Here is a 23944-nt window from a genome sequence, read left to right as displayed (position 1 = left end):
GACAAGAGATCGCTCGGGGTCCAGATAAAGGGAATGAAACAATGAAATTTACTAAGATAATCAATATGAAAACCGCTGCAGTGGCGGGAATTTTCGCCATGACGCTAGGCACGCCTGCGATGGCTGCAGAAAAACCGTCCTTTGATTGCAGCAAAGTGCGCGCCGGCAGTATCGAGGAGCTGGTGTGTCAGGATGAGGGCTTAATTAAGCTCGATCAACAGCTTGCCGAGGTGTATACCAAGGCCACGGAAAAAGCCCAAAACGAACAACCGCCCACCCTCAAAGCCATGCAGCGTGGTTGGGTGAAGGAGCGTGATGAGTGTTGGAAGAGTGAAGATAAACGCGCCTGTGTTGAATCGACTTACCAGACGCGGATTGCTGAGTTACAGGCGCAGTATCGTTTGGTGGAAATGACAGGCCCGGTGTTTTATGCCTGCGATGGCAACCCCGCCAATGAGGTGGTGGTCAGTTACTTTAAGACTGAGCCTGCCACGTTAATTGCCGAGCGTGGCGATCAAACGTCCTTGATGTTTGTTCAGCCCAGTGGCAGCGGTGCTAAGTATCAGGGACGAAATGAGAGTCTATGGGAACACCATGGCGAAGCTAAAATCGTCTGGGGATACGAAGCGCCCGAGATGACCTGTGTAGTTAAGCCCCAATAAGCCTAGAAGTTGACTCCCAGACCTAGGGTGTAGGAGATATCCCGCGAATGCTGCACAGTCGATTTAGTCTCATTGATGTCGTATTTGAATGAGAGGTAAATCTGCTGTGTCAGCAGATATTTAAGCCCAAATGTGGAGTCCGAAATATATTCAATGGTGGGAATATCGGGGAAGGCGATTTGCAGATCCGCATAGGTTTCTAACACGCCGTCGAACCAATACTGCTTGTAGTTGATGGTTGCAGCCCAAGCATTTAGCTCATAGGTAAATACTTGATAATCTAGCCAGAAATGGTTGTAAGTAAGCACAAAGTCGAGCTTGTCGCGGTTGACCCCCCAGAAACGATAACCGGGACCTATAGCCGCATAGTAACTGCGAATATCGAGTTCGAGGTTCTCCTCCCTAAAGTAATCTTCCTGACGCACTAACCAATGGTCACTGATCAAGTAGTCGACGCTGTAATGGGCTTCGAGGGTATTACGTTTGGTGGTTTTTTCTTCGGTCTCGTAGCGGACTTCACTCTTTAAATTATGGCGCCACTGTAAGGTTTCGGCGGTTACATCGCCCTTGGCATGCAGCTTTTGGGTGTTTTTGCTGTTATCGGTGACATCTATCGCGGCTTCGGCGCTGCCACTGTAGCGCCATTCTGACTGGTTTAAGGTCTCGGAATAGATTAATTCACTGATGGGGATTTGCCGTTGATTGACTATCACAAAACTCTCTAAGTCAGAGGCTTGAATCGTGACTTCCTCTATCGAGCGGTTGATGCTCCAGTGCTGTGACTCACGGGTTTCAAAGCTGCGAACCGCGCTGCGTTCGATAGTGATTTTAGGGGCGTAGCTGGGCTTAATCACTAGATTCTGTTCGTCTAGCGCTTTAATTTCACCTGTGATTTTATCGCCATTGGTAAGAAACACAGTATCGGCAATCGCCGGATAGCTCAGGGCACAGAGCAAGAGGGCAAGGCTGAGATTGAGGTCGCGTTTGGGCATCTTGCATCTGGCTCACATGGGAAATTAGGGCTTGGTGGAGAGTCTAGCTTATCCTGCACACCGCAGCCGAGTGAGATGGCAAGGAATTGAAACTCATGCTCAATTCCTTACCCGTATCTTTCATTAGCGTGAATTAATCTCGGTGATTTTGAGGTTGAGCAGTTGTTTTTGCCAACGGCTTTTATCGACACCTTCAACCCAAATGACTGGACTCTTACGCTGCTCACCTTTACGTAGGTAAGTTTCTGGCATGCGGAAAATCGCTTCCCAGACGTCAAGCTTCTCGGTTTTGAGCAGGGTACCATCGTCGGCAAAGAAACTGGTTTCCACTTCAACTAAGGTCACATGTTCACCGCTGGTGCTGGCAAGCTCGAAGGTCAGGCCGAGTTTATCGCCCTTCCATTGACTCTCACTGAAGGTGACTTTAATGCCATCTTTAGCGGTAGAGCCTAAGAGCTCAGGGCGCGCAATGGCGTTAGCCGTTAGCGTGGTGACAGGTTGGGCAGCTTCAACGGCCACCGGGGTTGAAGCAACGGCTGCAACGCTAGGCGCGGCTGCAACTGTGGCTACCGCTGGCGCTTCGGCGACTTTAGTCTCTGTGATGATATATTCCCAAGTGAAGTCATCTTTTAATCTGACTTGAGCGCCATTCTCTAAGGTGATGGTCGCCACATCGGCCGCCATCACAGATGAAGAGAGCAACAATAATGAGCTGAGCGCGCTGAGGCGAAATGAACTGGGCATGGTTTCTGGCTCCGATATCCGTCTGAGTCAATATTTTGCCCTAACATAAACAATTTACTGCCATTAAGTCACTGTCTAAGTCGCATTTGTACCAATAAAATCGATTTTAAACCCCGACAATACAGCTTGTGCTTGTTGGCTGTGGCACTATCAACCCAAGAGCAGTATTTAAGTCCGCTAAAGGAGATTGCCATGTTTTGTCGATATGGATGTTTAATCGCATTGTTGTGCAGCGGGATTGCCGCTGCGCAGGAGGATGCGCCCAAGGGCTGCGGAGCTAAATTAGCGGCGATTGAGGCGCAGCTTGCCGAGGCTAAAGCGGCGGGAAATCAAAATAAGGTCAATGGATTAACAACAGCACTGGAGGCGGTTATCGCCGATTGTGAGGATGACGCCCTATACGCCGAGCGTTTAGCTAAGGTCGAGGCCAAGCAGGCTAAATTAGTCGAGCGCCAAAATGAACTTAGCGAAGCCATTGCTAGTGGCCAGTCGATGGAGAAGATCAGCAAAAAACGGCAAAAGGTCGCAGAGGCGCAGGCTGAGCTGCATCAAGCCGAGGCCGAATTGGAGCAATAACGGCAGTAAAACCGAGCCGAAAGGGAGCCATTGTCGACTCATGCGGCATTTTACATAGATACGCCCTTTGAGCACTGGGTCTCGGATGCTAAAATCGTTTTAAAAATATATGGTTGTGAAATATTTGTTGCGCAGATGCCGCGTTGCACGTCATGTGCTCGCAACCTTAAGCCCTTATCTTGGCATGGCTGACCTGGGCAGATAACCCAGCCGTTTTTCTAGGAGTAGATTGTGGATCAAGAAATTCGCCTTCAAATCTCGAACTGGTTATCGAGTATCGGGATCGACAGCCAACCATCCGACGGCATATCGACCAGCATTATGCTGCTTGCCTGTGTGCTGGTGGCGGCCATTGCCTATTTTATTATGCGCCGCGGGGTGATCCGTGCGGTCAACATGGTGATCCTGCGCTCCAAGGCGACGTGGGACGACGTATTTATGCGTTACCGGGTGCTGGAAAAGCTGGCAATGTTAGTGCCTGCTATCGTGCTAAACCTGCTGGTGCCAATCACCTTAACCGAACATCCCGTACTCAGCAGTTTAGTCGACCGTCTATTGAGTATTTGGCTGGTGATCCTGATGATCCGCGCCATTTATGCAGGGCTCGATGCGGTTAATGAGATTTCCGATGTCAATTTGGTCAGCCGCCGCTTGCCCGTAAAAAGCTTTGTGCAGCTGATTAAACTGTTCCTGTTCTTTGTCGGTCTGATCGTGTCGATTTCTGTACTGGCGGATCAATCACCCGTGTACTTCCTCAGCGGTTTAGGTGTGGCAACGGGTTTTGTGATGTTAGTGTTCCGCGACACCATTTTAGGCTTCGTGGCGGGGATTCAGCTGGCAGCCAACCGTATGGTCAGCAAGGGCGACTGGATCCAGATGGACAAGTACGGCGCCGACGGTGCGGTGGAGGAAGTGTCTTTAACTACGGTCAAAGTGCGTAACTGGGACAAGACCATCACTATGATCCCCGCCTATGCCTTAGTGTCGGATGCGTTTCGTAACTGGCGAGGTATGTCGGAGTCGGGTGGTCGCCGTATCAAGCGTGCGGTTAATATCGATATCAACAGCATTAAGTTTTTAACCGAGGAAGAACGTAGTCGACTCAGTAAAATCAATTGCTTGAAAGAGTATTTCCCCGCCAAGATCAGCGAGATCCAAGAGTCGAATGCCAAAGTGTCGGATCTGGATATGAAGGTCAATGGTCGCCATCTGACCAACGTTGGCACCTTCCGCGCCTATTTGCAGGAGTACCTGCAACGCCATGATAAAGTGCACAAAGATATGACTCTGATGGTGCGCCAACTGGCTCCAACGACCGAAGGTTTGCCGATTGAGATTTATATCTTTACCAATGACACACGTTGGGCTTTTTATGAGGCGATACAAGCGGATATCTTCGATCATATCTTTGCCGTGTTACCCGAGTTTGGTTTGCAGGCCTTCCAAGCGCCGACAGGCAACGATATCCGCAGTCTAAAATCGGTGAAAGTCGAGGGCTAATCCCGACTGACTAAGATGGCGGCGAGGGTGATAAACACGCCGCCGCTGGTACGGTCAAACCAATGCAGTTTGTTGCTGGCCTTTAGGCTCGGGGCCAGCACATTGGCCATAGAGGCGTACAGCATCACAAAGCTAAAATCGACCAGCGCCCAGGTGAGGGCAAGAATCGTCAGTTGTGGCATTTGTGGTGCGCTTAAATCGATAAATTGTGGAAATAACGCCGCAAAAAACAGTAAGTCTTTAGGATTGCTGATCCCCACTAAAAATGCCTGCTTATAGAGTTGTTTCGCTGTCCCTTTTCCTTCGGTTTTCGTCACTTCCAGCTTTTGCCCCTGCGACTTGGTGAGCACGAGTTTAATGCCCAAAAACACCAGATAGGCGGCGCCGCACCATTTGAGCAAGCTAAAGCCGTATTCCGAGGCGCTGATAATGGCGCCCAATCCTGCCGCCGAAGCCGCCATCAGCACCAGCGCGGCGCTGACACTGCCAAGCCCTGTGGCTATGCTACGTTTTTTACCGAAATGAATGCCATGGGACATAGACAACATGGCGATAGGCCCGGGGGAAATCCCAATCAAAACAATCGCAAAAAGATAGAGTAACCAAGTTTCGGTCTGCATGTTTTGCTCCGTAATTTCTCAGGCATTAACGTCTGTTGTCTGGCGTATAGTCTGGGATCGTTTTGGGATGACGCCCTTTAATGCTGCGGTAAAAACGGAGGATTTCCGCCATATCTTGTTCTATTTCTTTTGGTTGCAGTGGCGGTTGGATCACCACGGCCTTACGGGCAAAGTCTAAGCCCACTGGCACTATGGGTACCTGCGCCTTGGAGGCGATATGGTAGAAGCCGCATTTCCAGCGGGTCACTGGGCTGCGAGTACCTTCGGGGGCGAGCGCGAGTTTATAGTCGGGCTGAGTGGCAAACAACTGCACGGCAGCATCGACTAAATTATTGTTTTTACGCCTATCCACAGGGCTGCCACCGATAGCGCGGAAGAACCAACCCCAAGGCGGAATAAACAACTGATGCTTACCGAGGAAGTGTATACGGGTGTTTAAGGCGCCGCGGGCGAGCACGCCGATGATAAAGTCCCAGTTACTGGTGTGTGGTGCAACAATCACAATGTATTTGGCCTGAGAGGGTAACTGCCCTTGGATTTGCCAGCCTGAAATTTTGAGTAGCCAGCGGCATAAATGTGTAAACATAATTTGGTGCTCAGAGTCGAAAAATGAATAATATCATCAGCTTTTTTTAATTATAAATCGGCTTTGACAAGATAGTCTGCGCCAATTTGGTTATAGTACAGTCTAACCTGATAGTTGGGGAGCGATACTATGTTGCGACAGGGATTGATGAAAAAACACATTTTACGGTGCCTCGCGGTACTGATGTTGCTGTTTGTCGGGCAGGTGAGTGCTGTGCCGACGGATGACATTGCCCAAATGCTAAAAGGTCAGGAAGATGCGTGGAACCGCGGCGATCTTGACGCTTACATGCAGGGTTATTGGAAGAGCGAACAGCTTAGATTTGTCTCTAATGGAAAGTTTCGTTACGGCTGGGATGAAACCCTTGCCGCCTACAAGAAAAACTATCCGAATAAAGAGGCTTTAGGTGAGCTTAAGTTCACCATCAAAGAAATCAAAATGCTCAGTAACTACGCCGCTATGGTAGTTGGGCGCTGGGATTTAAAGCGGCAAAAGGATGCGCCCACGGGGGTGTTTACCCTGCTGGTGGAAAAAATTGATGACCGCTGGGTGATCACTATGGACCACAGTTCGGACTGAACCACTAAAAATGGGCGAGACAGTCCGGCTCTTTAGGTAATTGTGACGGCAGGGTGAAGTGAAAATCCTGCTGCCCTAGTCGTCGACCCTTACCGTCATATCTTACCTCGGTAAACTGGACTTCCCCTTGGGCATTTTGCAACAAAATGCTGGTGGAGCGGGTGCCATAGTCGGGGTGACGAATATAAATTGCCGCGAGTCGGCGTTCCCACTCTAGCCCGACGCCAGTGTCGGGTAGCTCGTTATCCTCTGGTCGCGAATCATCCTGCATCAACTGAATGAGCGACTCTAACTCGAGTGGTCCCGCTTGTTGGATAAGGGATTCGAGCGAGCGTTGGCCTTTAGCCATTTTCGGCCAGATATCATCGAGTGCGCCATTGCTTATGGCGTGGAATCCTGCCGTGAGTTTTACCGTGTTCCGCTTAAGACTGTTAAAGCAGTAGAGATTCGTCCCTTGGCCAAACACGAGATTAAATGGCTGATAATCTTCGGCGTGCTCCTCAAGCCAATTTGGGCAGATAAGCGAACCCGAGCTTAAGGCTTTAATGATCAGCTCGCCGCGGCTGCGCATTGGCTCTTGGGACTTTTGCGCCACCCTTAGGTTAGTGACTCCCGCAATTTGCCCCTGTTTATTCACCCCAAACCAAGTACCCCCCGCCTGCAAATCTTTGCCCGCGAGCATATTCTGCTCCGGTGGCCAAAATTGTGCTGGTGTTGTGGGTCTGTGGTGAAACTCATCCCGATTGGCGCAAATGATCAGCGGATACTGGGGATGAGTTTTAAGGGCGACAAAGAGTATGCACATAACAGGCTAAATTTATCCTAGGAGTAGGATTAACTTAGCCTGTCTGTGATCAAATGAACAGTGCTAGTGATGGTGCTTATTTGCATCGCTATGGCTGTGGCCGCCACTCTGATGTGAATGAGAGTGTGTATGGCCGTGACTATGGGGGCTTTCTGCAACCGAGGCATGCGCGTGTGCATGGTCATGGCCGTGCTTATGACCATGGCTAGCCGGTTTTAACATCATCAAGCGGCGTAAGAACTTACGTGGCCCTAGGCGCAGTAAGCTCGCGGCAAATAAGCCTGATAGAACCAGCAAGGCGGCCAAGTTAATCGCCTCAGGCAAGGTGATTAAAGAGAACCACATAGGTAACCTGATAGCGGCAACGAGGGTGACGGCAATTATCGCCAGTAAAACACCGCGCTGTGGCCAGCTCATAAGTTTAAGTTGGGCGATGTTCAGTACGGGCGCTGCAATCAGAGGCAGTATGATGGCAATAGGGCTCCAGCCGCTGTAGGCGAGGGCAATCGACAGTACTGCTGCACCTAAATTACAGAAGCGCATAGGTAAAAAGACCAACAAGAGTACGGCAATCTGCAGCATAGGATTGCTTAACGGTACCGAAGGATGGCCGATCAGATTGACTAGCACTAGGCTGAGGAGCACCCAAGGGGCACTGCGATCAACCAGATGGGCAAAGCCGAAGCGCAGCGCATTGTTGGGCAACTTGCTGTGGGGATCGGTTATCTCGACCCGTGCATGGGCCATATAAGCACTCATAATAAACACCACGAGTAGTTGGAATAGCGCCAGCCAAGGGCCAAGTAGTAGCGCGGTGAGCACAAGCGCCTCTGGGCCCGCTAAGCGTTGGAACCAACGGCGAGCGAGGCTGTTATCCTGCGGAGTTAACCCTAGTTGGAATCGCAGCGCGGCCGCGGCATAGCTGAGTAAAAGTACCGGTGCTATGGTCATTAACCAAGTGGTGAGCTGTTCGGTGCTGTGATCGTGGTGGGCATGTTCATGGCCGCCCGAATCCATCAGTAACAGCACCATCAATAATCCAATCCCCAGTAAACTGCCGATACCGGCCTGATATTCATACTGGCCTTGCTTATCGGTGTCGTGTTGACCATGGGGTTGATGCAGCACGACGTGCAGGATTGAACCTGTCACAAAGGCTTGTAAATAAACGGTATTATCTAAACTGAGTTGGGATAATAATTGTTCGCCCGCGAAATAACCCACGCCTGTGAGCAGCATCATGGCGACTAATACTAAACTCGCCCAACGGGTGCCGACTTGAGGTTTGAGTAACCACCAAATGGCGAGACCCACAGGTAGTCGGTGCAATATCACCCCGAGCGCCAATAGGCTGGAATTGCCATCTTGCTGCGCCAGCACCATAGCGCCACCATCTGTGATGGTATGCAGTAAAAGACCGCCAATCCCAAGTGATAGGGTCAGATTATGGGTGATCTCCGAGTAGCGATGGAATAAGCGTTCGCTGGCTGTCGGTCCCCAGAGGCCGAGGACGACAAAGACGATGGCCAATAGGCCGCCATGCTCGAGCAATTCAGGCAAAATATGGATCAGCACTAGCCCGCCTAAAGAGACGAAGATAAAGCCATCGAGTCCCTTCTGTAAGCCGCTGCCCGATGAAAAGTAGCGATAAAACAGTGGCCCGATTAATAGTGCGATACAGCTAGCGAGAAGATAGAGCATGGATTCCACGAATTTTGCTGAAAAAACGCCATAGTATACCAGTTGTAATCAAAATGAGCAGCGCCTTACTGGCAATTTACTAAAGTGACATTTACCTCTCATTGCAGGCGCAGAAATCCCTTTAATGCTTGAGGGCGTAATCTCAGTGCGCTTGGTATTTGTCGGGGGGGAAATTGACAATGGCATGCTGGCTTAGGGCCATCATTAGGAATTTTATAGATAATTTTTCACATCTGTAACGCGAAAAAGTTATACAATATCGACTCATGTTGGCTTGGGTGTTGATAACGTTAAATGGATATATTTTCTGCTGCGGTAATGTTGTTTTTGATTATGGATCCCCTCGGTAATTTACCGATTTTCGCGTCGATTTTAAGGCATATCGACCCGAAAAAGCGTCGTAGGGTTTTGATCCGTGAGCTGATTTTCGCATTATTGATCATGTTGGCCTTCCTGTATGCCGGCGAAGCCATCTTAAGTTTCTTAAATCTACGTTCTGAGTCCGTCAGCATTGCTGGCGGGATTATTCTATTCCTGATCGCCATTCGAATGATTTTCCCTCAGCCGGGCGGTGTGGTGGGTCTCGCGGCGGGAGAGGAACCCTTTATCGTCCCTATGGCCATTCCGTTGATGGCGGGGCCATCGATTCTGGCTGCGCTTATTTTACTCGCGCACACCGACAGCACTCGCATGGGTGACTGGACGATAGCGCTAGTATCAGCTTGGGGAGCGAGTGCGGTTATCCTAATGTTCTATAAGCTCTTTACCCGCATGTTGGGTGAAAAAGGACTAACGGCCGTTGAGCGCTTGATGGGGATGGTACTGGTAATGATATCGGTGCAAATGTTCCTCGATGGGGTTTCAAATTATATGAAAACCGCCAGCTAAACCCTGCTATGTGTTGCAAGAACCGCATTGACACTGTTGATGCGGTTTTTTTATGCCTAAATGGCTATCAAGCGGGTTTGCTGAATAACAGCTGACAAAACGTAAAAAAGAATCTCCTTCCTGAATGTATCAAGTTGTTACATTAAAGTGGTCCTGATATGTTTTTGCATCCCACGAAAATCGGGGAATATATTCAACACCGCGAGCCGCTAAAAACAAACTTGCCACAGAGCAAATTGGCACTAGCCTTTAAAAATAGCTTGGTTACAGCGCACATTGTGACGGAAGGAAGAGTAATGCGAAGTTCAAAAAGTATCACAGCGTTAGGATTGATGTTGGCCTTGCTGAGTGGCGCAAGTATTGCGGCGCCCAATCATACGCCAGCGGATGCGGGTGTCATTAATAAAGAAAGGATCCTTTATTGGTTGATCAAGCGGGGTGAAGTCTCCGCCGATGCTAGCGACAGCGTTAAGCAAGCGGCCGTTGAAGCCTATATTGCCCGTGCCAGTCTAGCTCAGCCCAAAGAGCCGAGAATGGTGATTGAGGCCGAACATGACAGACTGCAGAAAGTAAAATCGACAGCGATGATGCGCGCACCCGCACAGCGGGTGTTAGCGGATGCAGACGTGACCAAAACGGTGAAAGTATTAACCGTACTGATTGATTTTCCTGATTTAAAGTATAGCAACAATGGTTTGACGGCGAGTGATACCGACATGTATTACTCAAGTTACCCTGCGTCTCACTATAAAAATTTACTCTTCTCCACCACTGGCTTTACGGGCCCGCAAGGTCAGACCTTAGACTCCGCCTATCAATATTACCAAGCCGTTTCAGGCAAGACTTTCTTCTTTACTGGCGACGTGAAAGGTTGGTACACAGCAAGCCAAAATGCCGATTACTATGGCGCCAATAATGCTGGTAGGGGGAGTGATGCTAATGTGACTGAGCTGGTTAAAGAGGCGGTGAGCCAAGCGGTTGTCAATATGTCGGCGGCGGAACTCGCAACCTATGATATTGAAGATCCATACGATTTAAATAATAACGGCAATTTAGATGAACCCGATGGCATTATTGACCATGTGATGATTTTCCACTCCAGTATTGGTGAAGAAACTGGCGGCGGTAAATTAGGGGACAACGCGATTTGGTCACACCGTTATTATGTTGACCAGAGCACGCAAGGTTATAGCCTACCTGGGTCGACCAAAAAACTCTTCGGTTACACCATTCAACCAATCGATGCGGCGACAGGGGTCTGTACCCATGAGTTTGGCCACGATCTGGGCTTGCCCGATGAATATGACACGACGGAGAACACCAATAAAGATGGTTCTCCCGTGGGTGCTTGGTCTTTAATGTCTTCGGGTAGCTGGACTGGCGCTCTTGCGGGTACTAAACCTAGCGGTTTTAGCCCCTACGCGCGTTCCTATTTACAGAAAAAATATAAAGGTAAATGGCTGAATGAGCGTGAAATCAGCTTAGACAGTATTCCTAGATCTGGCATGGAAGTGACACTGAATCAGGCGTCAAATCAAGACGTAGTAAACCAGATATCGATTCCTCTCCCCGCTGCACAAATTGCCTTTAAAGCACCCTATCAAGGGAGTTACCAGTATTATTCTGGCCAAGGAAACATGCTGAGCAACAGCATGAGCTTTACGGCAAATTTGCCGTCGACGAGTGAAAAATTCACGCTTGCGATGCAGGCGAGTTGGGAGATTGAAGCCGACTACGACTATATGCAGGTCAAAGTGAACGGTGTGGCGATTGCGGGCAATTACACTAAGCCCGTCAACGCGATTAACAGCGCTCGACATATTATTACGGGTAAATCATCGAGTATTTCGACAGCAGTAGGCAGTGATGCTTGGGTGGGGTTGGAATATGATTTATCAGCCTACGCAGGCAAAGCTGTGACGATTGAATTGAACTATGTGACCGATGAAGGGGTGAGTGAATCAGGTATTACTATAGACAATATCAGTATCAAGCAAGGTGTAACTGAGCTGTATGCCGATAATGCCGAGGTTGCTGGTCAAGCCACTCTGGCAGGTTACAATCGTATTACCGACACCCGTCCAGGCCCTGCATCCCGTTATCTTATTCAGTTACGCAGTCACAATGGTGTCGATGCCGGATTAAAGAGTGAAGGTTTTGATCCAGGCGTACTCCTGTGGTTAGAGGATTTTAGTTACTACGATAACAATGTGTCTGATCATCCCGGCCGAAGCTTAATAGGCGTGATTGATGCGGATCAGAATATGATTGGCACTAATTCTACCGATGTACAAATCCGTGATGCGGCCTTTAGCCTAGTCAGACAAACGGCTTACACTGGCGACACTAACCTCGAACCTATGAGTCTGTTTGACGATAGTTTCGATTACAGTGCACCGCTCCAACCACAGTCGGGGATGGTGCTGCAAAAGCTGGGCTTGACGATGCAAGTGGTCTCTCAAGCCAGTGATAACAGCACTGCGGTGATCCGTTTAGCCAATGCGAATGCCGATCCTGCGTTAGCTCCCTTAACGGCGGCAATCAATCTGAGTCAAAGTGGCTTAACTGCTACTGTGGCTGCTGTGGTTGATGGTGGCGAAGGCGCATACACTTATGCTTGGGATTTTGGTGTTGCGGGAGCGACCAGTACTTCAGCGTCGGCGACTTATACCTACGCGAATGCAGGAACCTATACACTGACCTTAACGGTAACCGATGCCAAAGGCACAATCGCGACTGCCACTAAAACGTTTGTGGTGAGCTTGCCCTTAACCGCTGGTTTTAGTGCCAGTGCCAACCAGCTTACGGTGAACTTTAGCAACACCTCGGCAGGTGGCGTTGGTAGCCTAAGTTATACATGGAACTTTGGCGATGGCACCTCAAGCACTTCGGCATCGCCAACCCACACTTACACTCGCGCGGGCACTTACACTGTCACGCTGACGGTCAAAGATACTCAAAACGCTACCGCAAGCAGCAGCTCAAGCGTTACCGTGACGGTACCAACGACGCCTACTGAAACGTCGAGTGGCGGCGGTGGTGGCAGCCTTAGCTGGTTGAGCCTGATATTGCTCGGTGGTTTTGCGTGGCGCCGCCAGCGTCAATAAGCGGATGTGCTAACGAAAAATGCCTCTGATATAGAGGCATTTTTGTTTTAGCTTAGAGGTTAGGGTTGTAGCCTAGCCATAGCTTGTACTGCGGCTGGGAGGAACATTTCGCTGACAAACATTTCCTCCTCGTCATGGTGAAAATAGCGGCGGCGTCCCCAGAGTTCGTGTTCGACGTTTTGCGCTAAGCTTTGGGCGAGTTGGGCGAGGCGACTGTCGGTGGTAAAGCGGGCGATTTCGATGCGACCGGGCACAAAACTGTCTTGGCTAAACAATAATTCACCGAGTGGACGTGTTCCTAGGCCTAAAAAATCAGCTTGGCGGGTCGATAATAAAGACTGCGGGATCAAGGTTCTAGCAAATACCCAAGGCACGGAATCGAGGCAGAGTAACACTTCTCGCACCCAAACGGCGTTTTGCTTGGGGTATTCGCCTTCGAGCGGGGCACATTGGCCTTCACCGAGGATTTTGACTTCGAACTTATCGCAACAGCCCTTGAGCTTTTGAGTCAGGCTTCCCGGCGCCAGTAACCATTCTTTGAGGGGAGAAGAGGGAAGGTTTTTGGCGTTATCGGCACAAAACCATTGAATAGATTCGCCATAGGGAAAGCTTAAGCTGGTCACACTCATTAAATACTCGTTACAATATAAGCAAACGTCGGCAGTCTACCAGATAGATTGGGAAGTTTCTTCCATTGACCATTATTGTTTTTAGGGAGCTGTAAACCGCGATGAAAAAATTATTATCAGCCTGCCTGATCTTATTCAGTGTTGTATTGAGTGCATATGCGGCCGACGAGAAAGAAGCGGCTCCCGCTGGAGATTACGCTTACTACGGTTTCGAACCCGAAATCGTGACTAACTATATTTCAAACCGCAAGAAGCTGGGGTTTGTGAAGATCAGTGTCGAGCTGATGGTGAAAAATCCCGATGATCTCGTCATCCTCGAGCGCCATGACCCGCTGCTGCGCGCCGCGATTATCGAAGTGCTGGGTAATCAGGCCGAAGAAAAGATTAAGTCCCTCACTGGCCGCGAAGAAATCCGCCGTGAGTGCTTCGATATGGTGAATAATCTGCTGACCAAAGAAGCGGGTAAACCTCTCGTGGTCAACCTGCTGTTTACCTCTTATCTTTACGATTAATCTCGCCACTATGCTAAGGGCTGAACTTTGGTTCAGCCCGCCCTTGTTGATAAGTCATTATGCCTAAACCCGCCATTAAAACTGCCGCAAAACCCGCGACGTCATCCGCAGGTAAACGAGGTAAGCCAAACACGCCAAAATCGGTAGCCAAACCCAAAACTGCGAAACCGAAAACGGCCAGCAAGCCCAAAGTAAAGCCCGGCGAGAAGAAGCGCCTACATCCACGTAATTTGCATATTAATGGCTATGACTTTCCGGTACTGATGGCGAGTTACCCTAAGCTAAAAGCCTTTGTTCGGCCCACACCTTATGGCGCCTTATCGATCGATTTTACCGATCCCTTGGCGGTAAAAACTCTGAATGCGGCCCTCTTGCAACATCATTATGGGCTGGCATTTTGGGATATTCCCAAGGGCGCGCTGTGCCCACCAATCCCTGGACGGGTCGATTATCTGCACTACTTGGCCGATCTGTTATTTGAGGGCGGCAAAGTTAAGCGCGCTGCGGCAATCCGTGCCTTAGATATAGGCACTGGGGCGAATGGTGTTTACGCCATCTTAGGGCATCAAGTGTATGACTGGCAGTTTGTCGCCTCGGATATTAATCCTCAGTCGCTTACCAATGTGCAGCGGATTATCGACAATAACCCGAGTTTGCAGGGGCACTTATCCTTAAGGCGGCAGCAGGATGACAAGGCGGTCTTTAAGGGGATCATTCAAGCTTCTGATCGCTTTGAGTTAACCCTGTGCAATCCTCCCTTTCATGGATCGTTAAAAGAAGCGAGTGAAGGCTCGCTGCGTAAGGTGCGTAATCTGCAACTTAATCGTGGTGAGCAGCCTAAAGCGACCAGCGCGACCTTAAACTTTGGTGGTCAGGCGGCGGAGTTATGGTGCCAAGGGGGGGAAAAGCAATTCTTAGCCACTATGATCCGCGAGAGCCAAGTATTTGCCGAGCAGTGTTTGTGGTTTACCAGCTTAGTGTCGAAGCAGGAGAATCTAAAGCCCTGTTATCAGGCTTTGGAAAAGTTAGGTGTCGATACCGTTAAAACCATCGAGATGCAGCAGGGCAATAAGGTCACTCGGGTGCTCGCATGGAGTTTCCATTCGCAGGCTAAACGTTTGCAGTGGCGAAATCAGATAGTTAGCGGGACATAAAACAACAGGCGCCGAGTGCGCCTGTTGTTTTATGCAGCCTCAATTACTGGGCTTTTTCCTGTGGATGGTCACGGCGAAATAGCGCCCATTCATCAATTTTTTCACCGCTTGGCAAAGTACAGACACCCTGTTCACCTTCAGCAGTCTTTTGGATTTCCGAGGTGCCGCCCAGTGAGACGCAATATTCGGCGGCTGGATTGGCTATTTTCACTTTAGTCGCTGCTTTAGCTTCAGTTTTTACTTCGGCTGGCGCTTGGGTTGCAGGCTCGGTTTTGTCGCCGCAGCCGGCTAAGCTGCCGCACATAATCAGGCCGATTAACAGTGGTGATGTTAACTTCATGCTGTTTTCCTTGTCGTTGAGTGACTTATTTACGTCCTAAAATCCGCAGGATGCGCAGAAATAGGTTGATGATATCCATGTATAACGCGGCGGCGCTGTCGACGGCATTATCGACGGTTTTAGGGATCTGATTCGCGCGCCCCCAGTCGTAGCCAATATAGCCGCAGAAAATAACCACAACTATCCAGTCTAAAATACCGTGATGGGTATTAAAGATAAATATTTCAATCAGTTCAACTACTATCACCAGTAAGAGTGCCATAGTCAGCACCCCAGCAATTTTTTGGAAGAAGGCCGGAAACAGCGTCCCCAAACACATCATGGCGATAGTCACTAGGCCCGTTATCCGAATCGCTTCGGTCACCAGCTCGGGGTCGTACTGGCTGACGACCATATTAATGATCAAACCGAAGGGCACGACCACAAAGTTGTAGCCGATAAAGCTGACGAGGGGATTGCTGGAGCGTTGGAACAGATAAATACCGAAGAAACAGGAGGCGAAATAACCGATAAAGAAAATCCACGGGTTAACGCTGGCAATCGCTTCGGGGTCGATATGGCTGACCATCATATAGTTCACGGCAAAACCCCAAAGCAGGGTTAAGCCAATCACTAAATTATAAAGTCCCGCCCCTATGATAGTGTCATCGGTTGTACGGCGGTCGAATACGCTGTTTTCAGAATCCATTGATTTTTATATCCTTAATTGTATAAAGCGTGCTAAGTGGTGAAGGTTACTCTGTTACTCACCACAAATCTTGCAGTGGGGTTGTTTAGGGAGTTTCATTTCGCGAAATTCCATGGTCATGGCATCGATCATCAATATTCGTCCGGCGAGTGTTTTGCCCATTCCCGCAATAACTTTAATGGCTTCGACGGCCTGTAAGCAGCCGACCATGCCCACCACGGGGGCGAGAATGCCCGACTCGACACAGCTGAGTTGCTGCTCGCCAAAGAGTGAACTAAAGCAATGATAACAAGGCGTTTGTGCTTGATAGTCGAAGACGGTGACCATGCCTTCCATACGAATCGCGGCGGCCGAGACCAGTGGGATCTTGTGCTTAAAACAGCTCTGATTTAACTGTTCACGCACACTCACATTGTCGGTGCAATCGACCACGATACTGTGGCCGGCGACTAAGGCATCGATCTCATGGTCATCCAATACCGCATTGATGGTATTGATTTTAACGTGAGGATTGAGCCGATTAAGGCTCTGCTTGGCCGACTCGACCTTAGGTTGGCCGATAGTGGCATCCTGATGCAGTACTTGGCGCTGCAGGTTAGAGAGTTCGACCGTATCGAAATCCACTAAAGTTAGCTCGCCAATGCCCGCAACGGTTAGATATTGCCCCGCCGCGCAGCCTAAACCGCCGGCGCCAATCATCAAGACTTTGGCGAGTTTTAAGCGCTCTTGGCCATCGATATCCATCGCTTTGATTGAGATTTGGCGACTGTAGCGGGTGAGTTCACCGTCGCTGAGGATCTCTAGTTGTTCATTCATCGAGGCGCACCTTAGCAGAGCACTGAATTAAAAGGTTCAACCGTCACTTGCGTGCCCACAGGGGTGTCACCTTGGAATTGCTCCAGCAGCACGAAACAATTCGCCAGACTCATAGAGGTCAACATGCCCGAACCTTGGCTGCCCGTGATGGCCACTTCCGATTCGCCCTGTGCATTGCGGGATAAAATGCCGCGCTGATACTCGACGCGGCCGGGCTGTTTACGCACTGGGGTTGTCAGGGTGGCGGACAACATCAGTGGCGCTTTCGGGGTTAAGCCCTGCATCTTATTTAAGATTGGCCACACCAACTTGTAGAAGGTCACCATGGATGAGACTGGATTGCCCGGTAAACCGCAGAATACTGCCTTGCCTATGCGTCCCATCGCGAAGGGTTTACCCGGTTTAATCGCGAGTTTCCAGAAGGTGATTCTGCCTTCCTCATCAAGTATTTGTTTGGTGAAGTCAGCTTCACCGACCGAGACGCCGCCCGAGGTTAACACCATATCCGCTTGGCTTGCGGCATGGCGAAATGCGTGGCGAATCGCCTCTGGGTCGTCGGCTATCACGCCTAAATCCAGCCATTCCACATTGGCGCGGCTGAGTAAACCTTGGATGGAATAACGGTTCGAATCGTAAATTTGTCCCGGCGCTAAGTCACTGCCCACGGGGCGTAGTTCATCGCCTGTGGAGAAAAACGCCACTTTGAGTTGGCGGTAAACCCGCACCTGACTCACGCCAATGGTGGCGAGTACGCCAAGTTCTGCGGCTTTAATTTCGATGCCCGCTTTCAGCACTTTGGTGCCTTGTCGCAATTCTTCACCACGGCAGCGAACATTGGCACCCTTAGCCTTAGGGTGATTGATTTGGATTTGGTTGCCCTGTGCTTGGGTCTCTTCCTGCATTTGCACTGTGTCATAACCCGCTGGCACCGGCGCGCCCGTCATAATGCGCACGCAGGAGTGAGGGGTGATTGCACCTTCAAAACCATGGCCCGCGAAGGAACTGCCAATCAGTGTCAGCGTGGTTTGATTGGTGTCAGTCGCTAAATCGGCAAAGCGAAAGGCGTAGCCGTCCATCGAAGAGTTATCGAAGGGCGGCAAATCGATACAAGAGGCCAAATCCTCGGCTAAAACGCGGCCAAGCGCGTGGGGAAGAGTAACGACTTCGGTGTCTGACACTGGGCTAACCTGCTCAAGCAGAAGGGGAATGGCTTGATCTGGATGCATTAAGCTAGGTTGCGAACAAGGATCGGCTTTCACGGACATCGGGTCTTCCTTATGGGCAAAAGATTGGGCAAATATGGGGGCTATTATGCCACGCTGTGCTTGCTTGGCTATGATCTGCATAGGAGTTTATGTGATTTGTCAGACAGTTTCCCCCTTAAGTGTTGCCTAAGGTGAATCCTTCTACTTTGTGATTTTGCACTACAGCTCAGGCGGCGCTAAACGCGAGTCTGTGAACAAATGAAAATCATTTTTATCAACTAATCATTAACTTAGCTCAATAAACAAAGGTAAATTTTGTTGCTTTTGGCGACGCCCTTCATGACAATGTGTGCCAAGATTTCAGTTCTAATGCCCAAGAGGATTAACTATGCTGTCTGCAACCATGATCGAAAAGTTGAATGAACAAATTAATATGGAGTTCTTCTCCTCTAATTTATACCTGCAAATGAGTGCATGGTGTGAAGATCAAGGCTTTGAAGGCGCAGCAAAATTTATGCGCGAACATGCGGATGAAGAGATGGGCCACATGCGTCGTTTGTTCACTTATGTGAGCGAAACTGGCGGCTTACCGCTACTGGGTGCAATTGAAGCGCCGCAGTCGCAGTTTGATTCACTGCTGGCGTTATTCGAGCTGACCTATGAACACGAGCAATTGATCACCAGTAAGATCAATGCCTTGGCCCATGCAGCCTTTTCAAACCAAGATTATTCGACCTTCAATTTCCTGCAATGGTATGTCGCCGAGCAGCACGAAGAAGAAAAGCTGTTTAAGTCGATCGTCGATAAGATCCGTTTAGTGGGCGAAGATGGTAAAGCACTGTTCTTTATCGATAAAGATTTAGCTAAGTTGGCATCAAAGGGCGGTGAGAGCATTATGAACCCCCAAAGCCAGCCACAGGCCTAAGCCATTGTGATGATAAAAAAGCAGCCTAGGCTGCTTTTTTGTTGGCGATCATTCAGCTTAATGAGCCTTTATATCAACTGTTTACGCATTTCTCACGCTGCTCTAAGTGCAACATTTTCGGCAAGGTCTGGCCGAGTAATGGGGTTATCTCATCGAATGGCAGCGGTTTCGAGAGTAAATAGCCTTGTGCATAGTGGCAGCCTAAGTCACGCAAAAACTTCCATTGGGCCTCGGTTTCGATTCCTTCGGCGACAAGCTCCATCTCAAGACTTTGCCCCATCATCACAATGGCCTTGACCAGATTGGCGTTAGAACAGTTTTCGAGGGCGTGCTCGACAAAGCTGCGGTCAATCTTGATGACCGAAATTGGGAATTTCTTCAAATAACTCAATGATGAATAGCCAGTGCCAAAGTCATCTATATAAATCTGCGAGCCTAAGTGGCGGATGGATTCGAGGGTGCTTAAGCAGTGGCTGGCATCACCCATCAGCATGCTCTCGGTGATCTCGATATGCACGTTTCTAGGATTGATATGGTGACGGTTAAAGCATTCCTGCAACACTTGGTCGAAGCCGATACCCCGGGTGTTTATGCACTGACGGCTGGAGACATTGATGGCGACATTCAGGTTGAGCCCCATATGCTGCCATTGTCTTAAATCGTGCATGGCTTGGTTGAGCACCCATTCGCCCATAGGTTCGATAAGCCCTGTCTCTTCGGCGATAGCGATAAACTGGTCTGGCGGGATCAGCCCTAAGTCGGGATCTTGCCAGCGGATCAGCGCCTCAACGCTGCAAATTTGCCCCGTCTTCATATCGACAATCGGTTGATAAAATAGGGTAAATTCATCCTGTGCCACGGCGCGGCGCAGTCGTTGTTCCAGCTCCATGCGGGCAAACATGGCTTGGTTCATGCCGGAGGTAAAGTACTTAAAGTTATTCCGCCCAGCATCTTTGGCCTGATACATGGCCATCTCGGTATTGCGGGTCAGCGAACTCACATCGAGCCCGTCCTCGGGGTAGACGCCGATGCCGAAGCTGGCGGAGATCTGGATTTCCCGCTCATTTAAGTTAAAGGGCGCGGCTAAGGTTTCAATGATCCGGCTCGCCATATGTTCAATCGCGAACTCATTGGTAACGCGGGGGAGGATAAGCACAAATTCGTCGCCACCGATGCGGGCGACAAAGTCGTTCTTACCAGCAATATTTTCCAGCCGCTTAGCCACGTCTTGCAACAAGAGATCGCCCGTCGCATGGCCTTGTACATCATTGATATATTTGAATTGGTCTAAGTCGATCAGCAGAATCGCCAGCTTGCGGGAGTCGTGTTGGGCGAGTTGGATTTCATGCTGCAGGCGCTCGTTAAACAGCTTACGGTTGGGGAGACCAGTTAAGGTGTCGAAGTTTGCCTGATACCAGAGGTCTTGTTCGTATTGCTTGCGCTTACTGATATCCATAAATAAACCAATATGTTGGATTATTTCGCCCTGTTCATTACGCACCACAGTAATGGCGAGGTACTCGGGATACACTTGGCCATCTTTACGTTTATTCCAGATCTCGCCTTCCCATTTGCCCTCTTTATGCAGTGCTTCCCACATGGCGGTGTAGTAATGATGCGGGTGGCGATTCGAGCTTAAAATCGAGGGGCTGCGGCCCTTCACCTCTTCGAGGCTATAGCCGGTGATCTGGCTAAAGGCCGGGTTAATCAACTCGATATGGTTATCGGCATCCGTGACCATAATGCCTTCGGCGGAATAGTTAAATACGGCGGCGGCGCGACTCAGCGCATGGTTGGCCTTTTGGCGCTCGCTGATCATCCGATTCATGGCTTGTGCCATGCGGGCCAGCTCGTCGGTGCCTGAGGCATCGATATTGATATTGAGCAGCGGATCGGCGGCCATTTGCTGCATATCATTGGCAATCTTAGTGATTTTGACCATAAAGCTACGAATGATTTTGCGGCCGAGCCAGAGGGTAATTGCCGCGGTAAAAATCGCGGAGAATAGATATAACCCGAGCAAACTGAGTGACTTAGTCTGCTCAACCTCACTCTGATGAGCCATTTTTTCGGTGATTTCATCACTGATGGCGTGCAACTTATTGATCCTATCGCTGGTGAGTGACCACCAGTGCTTGCTGCTGACGGGATGTGGCGGCATAAGCAATTTATTGATGGCGGCACTTAGATCCTGATCATCCACTTGGATAAGGGCGCTGATTTCTTCGAGTGAGAGCTGTTGATGCTTCAACTGCTGCAACTGGGTCATGCAGAATTGATATTGATCTATGCTGTCCTCAATGGTTTTTACCGCAGGCTTAAGATCAGGAATATTGCGGATCTCATGATTTAACTCGTCGAGATTGAGCTGAATAATCGATAGCGCCTTAGTAAATCGTTCCAGCGCGGCACTGTTTCCCTTAATCAAATAGTCTTGAAAACTGTCAATCAAGCCACCGTAGCCTAAATGGGCATTGATATTTTGCACTAAGGTACTGACGCGGATTTGCTGTTCGATGCGTTGGCTTATCTTGAGGATACGCAGGTTTTCGGGGGAGGTTTGTACCTTGCGTATTAAGGATTGGCGGTCGGAAATCGAGGCATTGCTCGCATGTTCAACTGCTTGGCCATATTCGTACATTATGGTGCTGATCGCGCGGTAGTCGTTAATGCTCAGCGTCTGCGACTGTAACATCCGATTAATTGCATCGCGCTCTTTTACCGCCAGCTGTTGCACCATGAGTATATTGAGTAAATCCGTGTAGGCCCTAGATTGGCTGATATTGCTGGTTTGTAGCTGTAATTGCTGGATAAGTTTGACCAATTCAGTGTTGAACTGGTTGTATAAATCGATAAATGCCTTGGGATGTTGGTCTAAAGCCTCTTGGCGACCCGAAGCCAGTTTATGGCTCAGCAGTGTCAGGGTATTGAGCTGCTCCTGCAACTGCACGGCGGCGAGTTGATTGCGACCCAATGCGGACATCAAGTTGCTTAAGGCTGAGCCGTTGAGCAGGGTGTCTAAGGCATTGGATGTAATCTGTTGCTGCTGTAGGAGGCGAGTTTCTTCTTGGGGGAGCGCGGGGGCTGAAAGCTGGGCGCTGAGGCCATATTCGTTATGCAGTTGGTAGAGTAGTTCAGTGGTTTGGGCGGTCGCTTGGATTGCCAAGTGATTCTGATTGGCGGAGCGATATTCCTTCACTAGCACATACATCCGCGACAACACAAAAATACTCATCATCAGCAAAGGTAGCAGTGAAAACAGAATCAACTTCTGCTTCAGGCTGAGATGCTGTAGCGTGGATGGCATGTAAACTTACTCCTACTTTTGCCTGGTTGGAGACATAAAAAATCAAGGCATAACCTTGATATGTTGAAAGCGAAAAAAACCAGACACTGGGTGTGGATATTTAACATAGAAGCAAGAGGGTCGCGACCCCTAGTTTATGGATATCTAATCTAGCTCACGAAATTCAGTTATTTATTATATATAACTAACATACTATTTTTATTAGTGTATTTACTCACCTAGCAAACAAATAAATTGCCTGTCTGTGATATCCGATGGGATTTGATACAAAAGCTAAGATTTTGTGCCAAGGATAATTGGCCAATAAAAAAGGACGTGGGCAGGGCCGACGTCCTTTAAATCGAATTCCGCTTGTGGGGTTAATTAGCCAACGTTGGCTAATAACGACTTACGGTAAACGACGATATCTTCAATCGTCAGCACTGGCATATTGTGCGCTGCACCAAAGGCGATAATTTCTGGCAGACGCGCCATAGTGCCATCGGGATTGGTGACTTCACATAACACGCCCGCAGGCTTGAGTCCGGCCAGTTGCATTAAATCGATAGTGCCTTCGGTATGGCCACGGCGAGTTAATACGCCGCCGGGTTGGGCGCGCAGTGGGTACACATGGCCTGGGCGAGCTAAATCACTCGGCTTAGCATGGTCGGCAATAGCGGCTTTAATGGTGGTGACGCGATCCGCAGCCGAAACGCCAGTGGTAACACCCACTTTAGCTTCGATACTCACGGTAAACGCGGTGCCATATTGGCTCGAGTTGTTTTCGACCATAGGTGGCAACTCGAGGGCTTTGACCTTTTCATCTGGTAAACACAAACACACAATACCGCTGCATTCGCGGATCAGCATGGCCATTTGCGCATTGGTCAGTGACTCGGCGGCAAAAATTAAGTCGCCTTCGTTTTCTCTATCTTCGTCATCAACGACCAACACACCTTGGCCTTGTCGCAGGGCTTCAAGACCCGCTTCAACGCGTTCGATAGCAGTACCAAAAGGAGCAAGTAAAGACTGATTCATGGTTAATATCCTTCAAAAATACGACATGGGAATTTCCAGAATCAGGGCGTGCAGAAATACAGCTTTTACCCCAATGGGGATTGAGCTGTAGCAATAGACCCATTTAAGCTCAATGGCTTACGTCGGCAATTGCAAAATATGAGGCTAACATTCAGATGACGATGGCTTTCGCTCATTGGCTGAAACGAAGCGCCTGCATCCTAATGTTGTCTTACATTCTCTTCCATCCGGACTCAGTACCGTTGCAATGTATGCAAACAGTCCATTACCGTCGGCTCTGGAATAGTAGCGCTCGATAGGCGTTAACCAAAACGAGACAAGCTAAGTCACCAGATCTGCTGACCCCGAAATTGCGTTCGGGCGCTCGCGGGCTTTAGTGGGAGTGAAAACGACTCACGCCACTATTTACCGCCGGTGGGGAGTTTCACCCCGCCCTGAGAATTGTTGTTAGGCCTTGGCCTAAAAACGCGGTTATGTTGCGCCTATTTAGTTGGAATGGCAATAAAATCGCGCCATAAATTGGGCAATGTTTGCGCAAGCGCACAACTAGCCGCCAAGCTTAAACCAGCATCATCTTTAGGAAACTCGCAA

The 23944-nt window shown here is 49.5% G+C and carries 22 protein-coding genes and 1 riboswitch; of the genes, 9 read left to right on the top strand and 13 right to left on the bottom strand.

Features of this window, described 5'->3' with window-relative positions; translation table 11 throughout:
* Positions 1–65 precede the first annotated feature (65 nt).
* Positions 66–662, top strand: a complete 597-nt coding sequence (locus CBX96_RS10345; RefSeq protein ID WP_375136846.1) for an MliC family protein — start codon at positions 66–68, stop codon at positions 660–662.
* A 2-nt stretch (positions 663–664) separates the two neighbouring features.
* On the opposite strand, the gene CBX96_RS10340 is transcribed toward CBX96_RS10345, so the two are convergent.
* Both CBX96_RS10340 and CBX96_RS10335 read right to left on the bottom strand, forming a co-directional pair.
* Entirely contained in the window at positions 665–1654 is a 990-nt protein-coding gene (locus CBX96_RS10340; RefSeq protein ID WP_109286634.1) for a DUF481 domain-containing protein, read from the bottom strand.
* A 123-nt stretch (positions 1655–1777) separates the two neighbouring features.
* Entirely contained in the window at positions 1778–2398 is a 621-nt protein-coding gene (locus CBX96_RS10335) for a DUF3157 family protein (RefSeq protein ID WP_109286633.1), read from the bottom strand.
* 192 nt (positions 2399–2590) lie between these two features.
* Here CBX96_RS10335 and CBX96_RS10330 point away from each other — a divergent pair, with 192 nt between their 5' ends.
* Both CBX96_RS10330 and CBX96_RS10325 read left to right on the top strand, forming a co-directional pair.
* Complete coding sequence (locus CBX96_RS10330) at positions 2591–2974, top strand: DUF1090 domain-containing protein (protein ID WP_109286632.1); 384 nt, start codon at positions 2591–2593, stop codon at positions 2972–2974.
* A 231-nt stretch (positions 2975–3205) separates the two neighbouring features.
* The gene (locus CBX96_RS10325; RefSeq protein ID WP_011620950.1) at positions 3206–4474 is read left to right on the top strand and encodes a mechanosensitive ion channel family protein; all 1269 of its coding nucleotides are present in this window, start codon (positions 3206–3208) and stop codon (positions 4472–4474) included.
* Here the strand turns inward: CBX96_RS10325 and CBX96_RS10320 are convergent.
* Both CBX96_RS10320 and CBX96_RS10315 read right to left on the bottom strand, forming a co-directional pair.
* Positions 4471–5094: a LysE family translocator gene (locus CBX96_RS10320; RefSeq protein WP_109286631.1), complete on the bottom strand. Its 624-nt coding sequence runs from the start codon at positions 5092–5094 to the stop codon at positions 4471–4473. The two genes, CBX96_RS10325 and CBX96_RS10320, sit on opposite strands and share 4 nt — an antisense overlap.
* 25 nt (positions 5095–5119) lie before the next feature.
* The gene (locus CBX96_RS10315) at positions 5120–5680 is read right to left on the bottom strand and encodes a lysophospholipid acyltransferase family protein (RefSeq protein WP_086902887.1); all 561 of its coding nucleotides are present in this window, start codon (positions 5678–5680) and stop codon (positions 5120–5122) included.
* Positions 5681–5809: 129 nt separating this feature from the next.
* On the opposite strand from CBX96_RS10315, the gene CBX96_RS10310 reads away from it, so the two are divergent.
* Entirely contained in the window at positions 5810–6259 is a 450-nt protein-coding gene (locus CBX96_RS10310; RefSeq protein ID WP_088212699.1) for a DUF4440 domain-containing protein, read from the top strand.
* Between the two features lie 4 nt (positions 6260–6263).
* Here the strand turns inward: CBX96_RS10310 and CBX96_RS10305 are convergent, their stop codons facing one another.
* Complete coding sequence (locus CBX96_RS10305) at positions 6264–7064, bottom strand: NRDE family protein (RefSeq protein ID WP_109286630.1); 801 nt, start codon at positions 7062–7064, stop codon at positions 6264–6266.
* A gap of 63 nt (positions 7065–7127) precedes the next feature.
* The gene (locus CBX96_RS10300) at positions 7128–8765 is read right to left on the bottom strand and encodes a metal transporter (RefSeq protein ID WP_109286629.1); all 1638 of its coding nucleotides are present in this window, start codon (positions 8763–8765) and stop codon (positions 7128–7130) included.
* 294 nt (positions 8766–9059) lie between these two features.
* On the opposite strand from CBX96_RS10300, the gene CBX96_RS10295 reads away from it, so the two are divergent.
* Together CBX96_RS10295 and CBX96_RS10290 are read left to right on the top strand one after the other, a co-directional pair.
* Positions 9060–9653: a YhgN family NAAT transporter gene (locus CBX96_RS10295; protein WP_089066652.1), complete on the top strand. Its 594-nt coding sequence runs from the start codon at positions 9060–9062 to the stop codon at positions 9651–9653.
* Between the two features lie 296 nt (positions 9654–9949).
* Positions 9950–12760 (top strand): immune inhibitor A domain-containing protein, encoded by a 2811-nt coding sequence (locus CBX96_RS10290; protein ID WP_109286628.1) that lies wholly within the window; start codon positions 9950–9952, stop codon positions 12758–12760.
* Positions 12761–12819: 59 nt separating this feature from the next.
* Here the strand turns inward: CBX96_RS10290 and CBX96_RS10285 are convergent, their stop codons facing one another.
* Positions 12820–13389: a chorismate lyase gene (locus CBX96_RS10285; RefSeq protein ID WP_109286627.1), complete on the bottom strand. Its 570-nt coding sequence runs from the start codon at positions 13387–13389 to the stop codon at positions 12820–12822.
* A 101-nt stretch (positions 13390–13490) separates the two neighbouring features.
* On the opposite strand from CBX96_RS10285, the gene CBX96_RS10280 reads away from it, so the two are divergent.
* On the top strand, positions 13491–13901 hold the full coding sequence (locus CBX96_RS10280) for a flagellar basal body-associated protein FliL (protein WP_011620960.1): 411 nt from the start codon (positions 13491–13493) through the stop codon (positions 13899–13901).
* A 59-nt stretch (positions 13902–13960) separates the two neighbouring features.
* The gene (gene rlmF / locus CBX96_RS10275) at positions 13961–15055 is read left to right on the top strand and encodes a 23S rRNA (adenine(1618)-N(6))-methyltransferase RlmF (protein WP_109286626.1); all 1095 of its coding nucleotides are present in this window, start codon (positions 13961–13963) and stop codon (positions 15053–15055) included.
* A gap of 43 nt (positions 15056–15098) precedes the next feature.
* Here rlmF and CBX96_RS10270 read toward each other — a convergent pair whose 3' ends face one another.
* The 4 genes from CBX96_RS10270 to glp are packed head-to-tail and all read right to left on the bottom strand — an operon-like array spanning position 15099 to position 18164.
* Positions 15099–15395 (bottom strand): DUF333 domain-containing protein, encoded by a 297-nt coding sequence (locus CBX96_RS10270; protein WP_089066656.1) that lies wholly within the window; start codon positions 15393–15395, stop codon positions 15099–15101.
* 25 nt (positions 15396–15420) lie between these two features.
* Positions 15421–16083, bottom strand: a complete 663-nt coding sequence (locus tag CBX96_RS10265; protein ID WP_109286625.1) for a Bax inhibitor-1 family protein — start codon at positions 16081–16083, stop codon at positions 15421–15423.
* 54 nt (positions 16084–16137) lie between these two features.
* A complete protein-coding gene (gene moeB / locus CBX96_RS10260) occupies positions 16138–16899 on the bottom strand; it encodes a molybdopterin-synthase adenylyltransferase MoeB (protein ID WP_109286624.1) in 762 nt (253 codons plus the stop codon).
* A gap of 11 nt (positions 16900–16910) precedes the next feature.
* Complete coding sequence (glp, locus tag CBX96_RS10255; protein WP_109286623.1) at positions 16911–18164, bottom strand: gephyrin-like molybdotransferase Glp; 1254 nt, start codon at positions 18162–18164, stop codon at positions 16911–16913.
* A 328-nt stretch (positions 18165–18492) separates the two neighbouring features.
* Between glp and ftnA the strand changes: the two genes are divergently transcribed.
* Entirely contained in the window at positions 18493–19029 is a 537-nt protein-coding gene (gene ftnA, locus CBX96_RS10250; RefSeq protein WP_011620966.1) for a non-heme ferritin, read from the top strand.
* Between the two features lie 73 nt (positions 19030–19102).
* Here ftnA and CBX96_RS10245 read toward each other — a convergent pair whose 3' ends face one another.
* Positions 19103–22336, bottom strand: coding sequence for an EAL domain-containing protein (locus CBX96_RS10245; RefSeq protein WP_109286622.1), 3234 nt, complete (start codon positions 22334–22336; stop codon positions 19103–19105).
* A 363-nt stretch (positions 22337–22699) separates the two neighbouring features.
* Complete coding sequence (gene ribB / locus CBX96_RS10240) at positions 22700–23353, bottom strand: 3,4-dihydroxy-2-butanone-4-phosphate synthase (protein ID WP_109286621.1); 654 nt, start codon at positions 23351–23353, stop codon at positions 22700–22702.
* A 211-nt stretch (positions 23354–23564) separates the two neighbouring features.
* Positions 23565–23799, bottom strand: a riboswitch (FMN riboswitch).
* Positions 23800–23944 lie beyond the last annotated feature (145 nt).

It is taken from the genome of Shewanella sp. BC20 (assembly GCF_003129585.1).
Classification (GTDB): Bacteria; Pseudomonadota; Gammaproteobacteria; order Enterobacterales; family Shewanellaceae; genus Shewanella; species Shewanella seohaensis.
The sequence above is the reverse complement of the archived record's forward strand: the minus strand, read 5'-3'. Positions and strand labels throughout refer to the sequence as shown.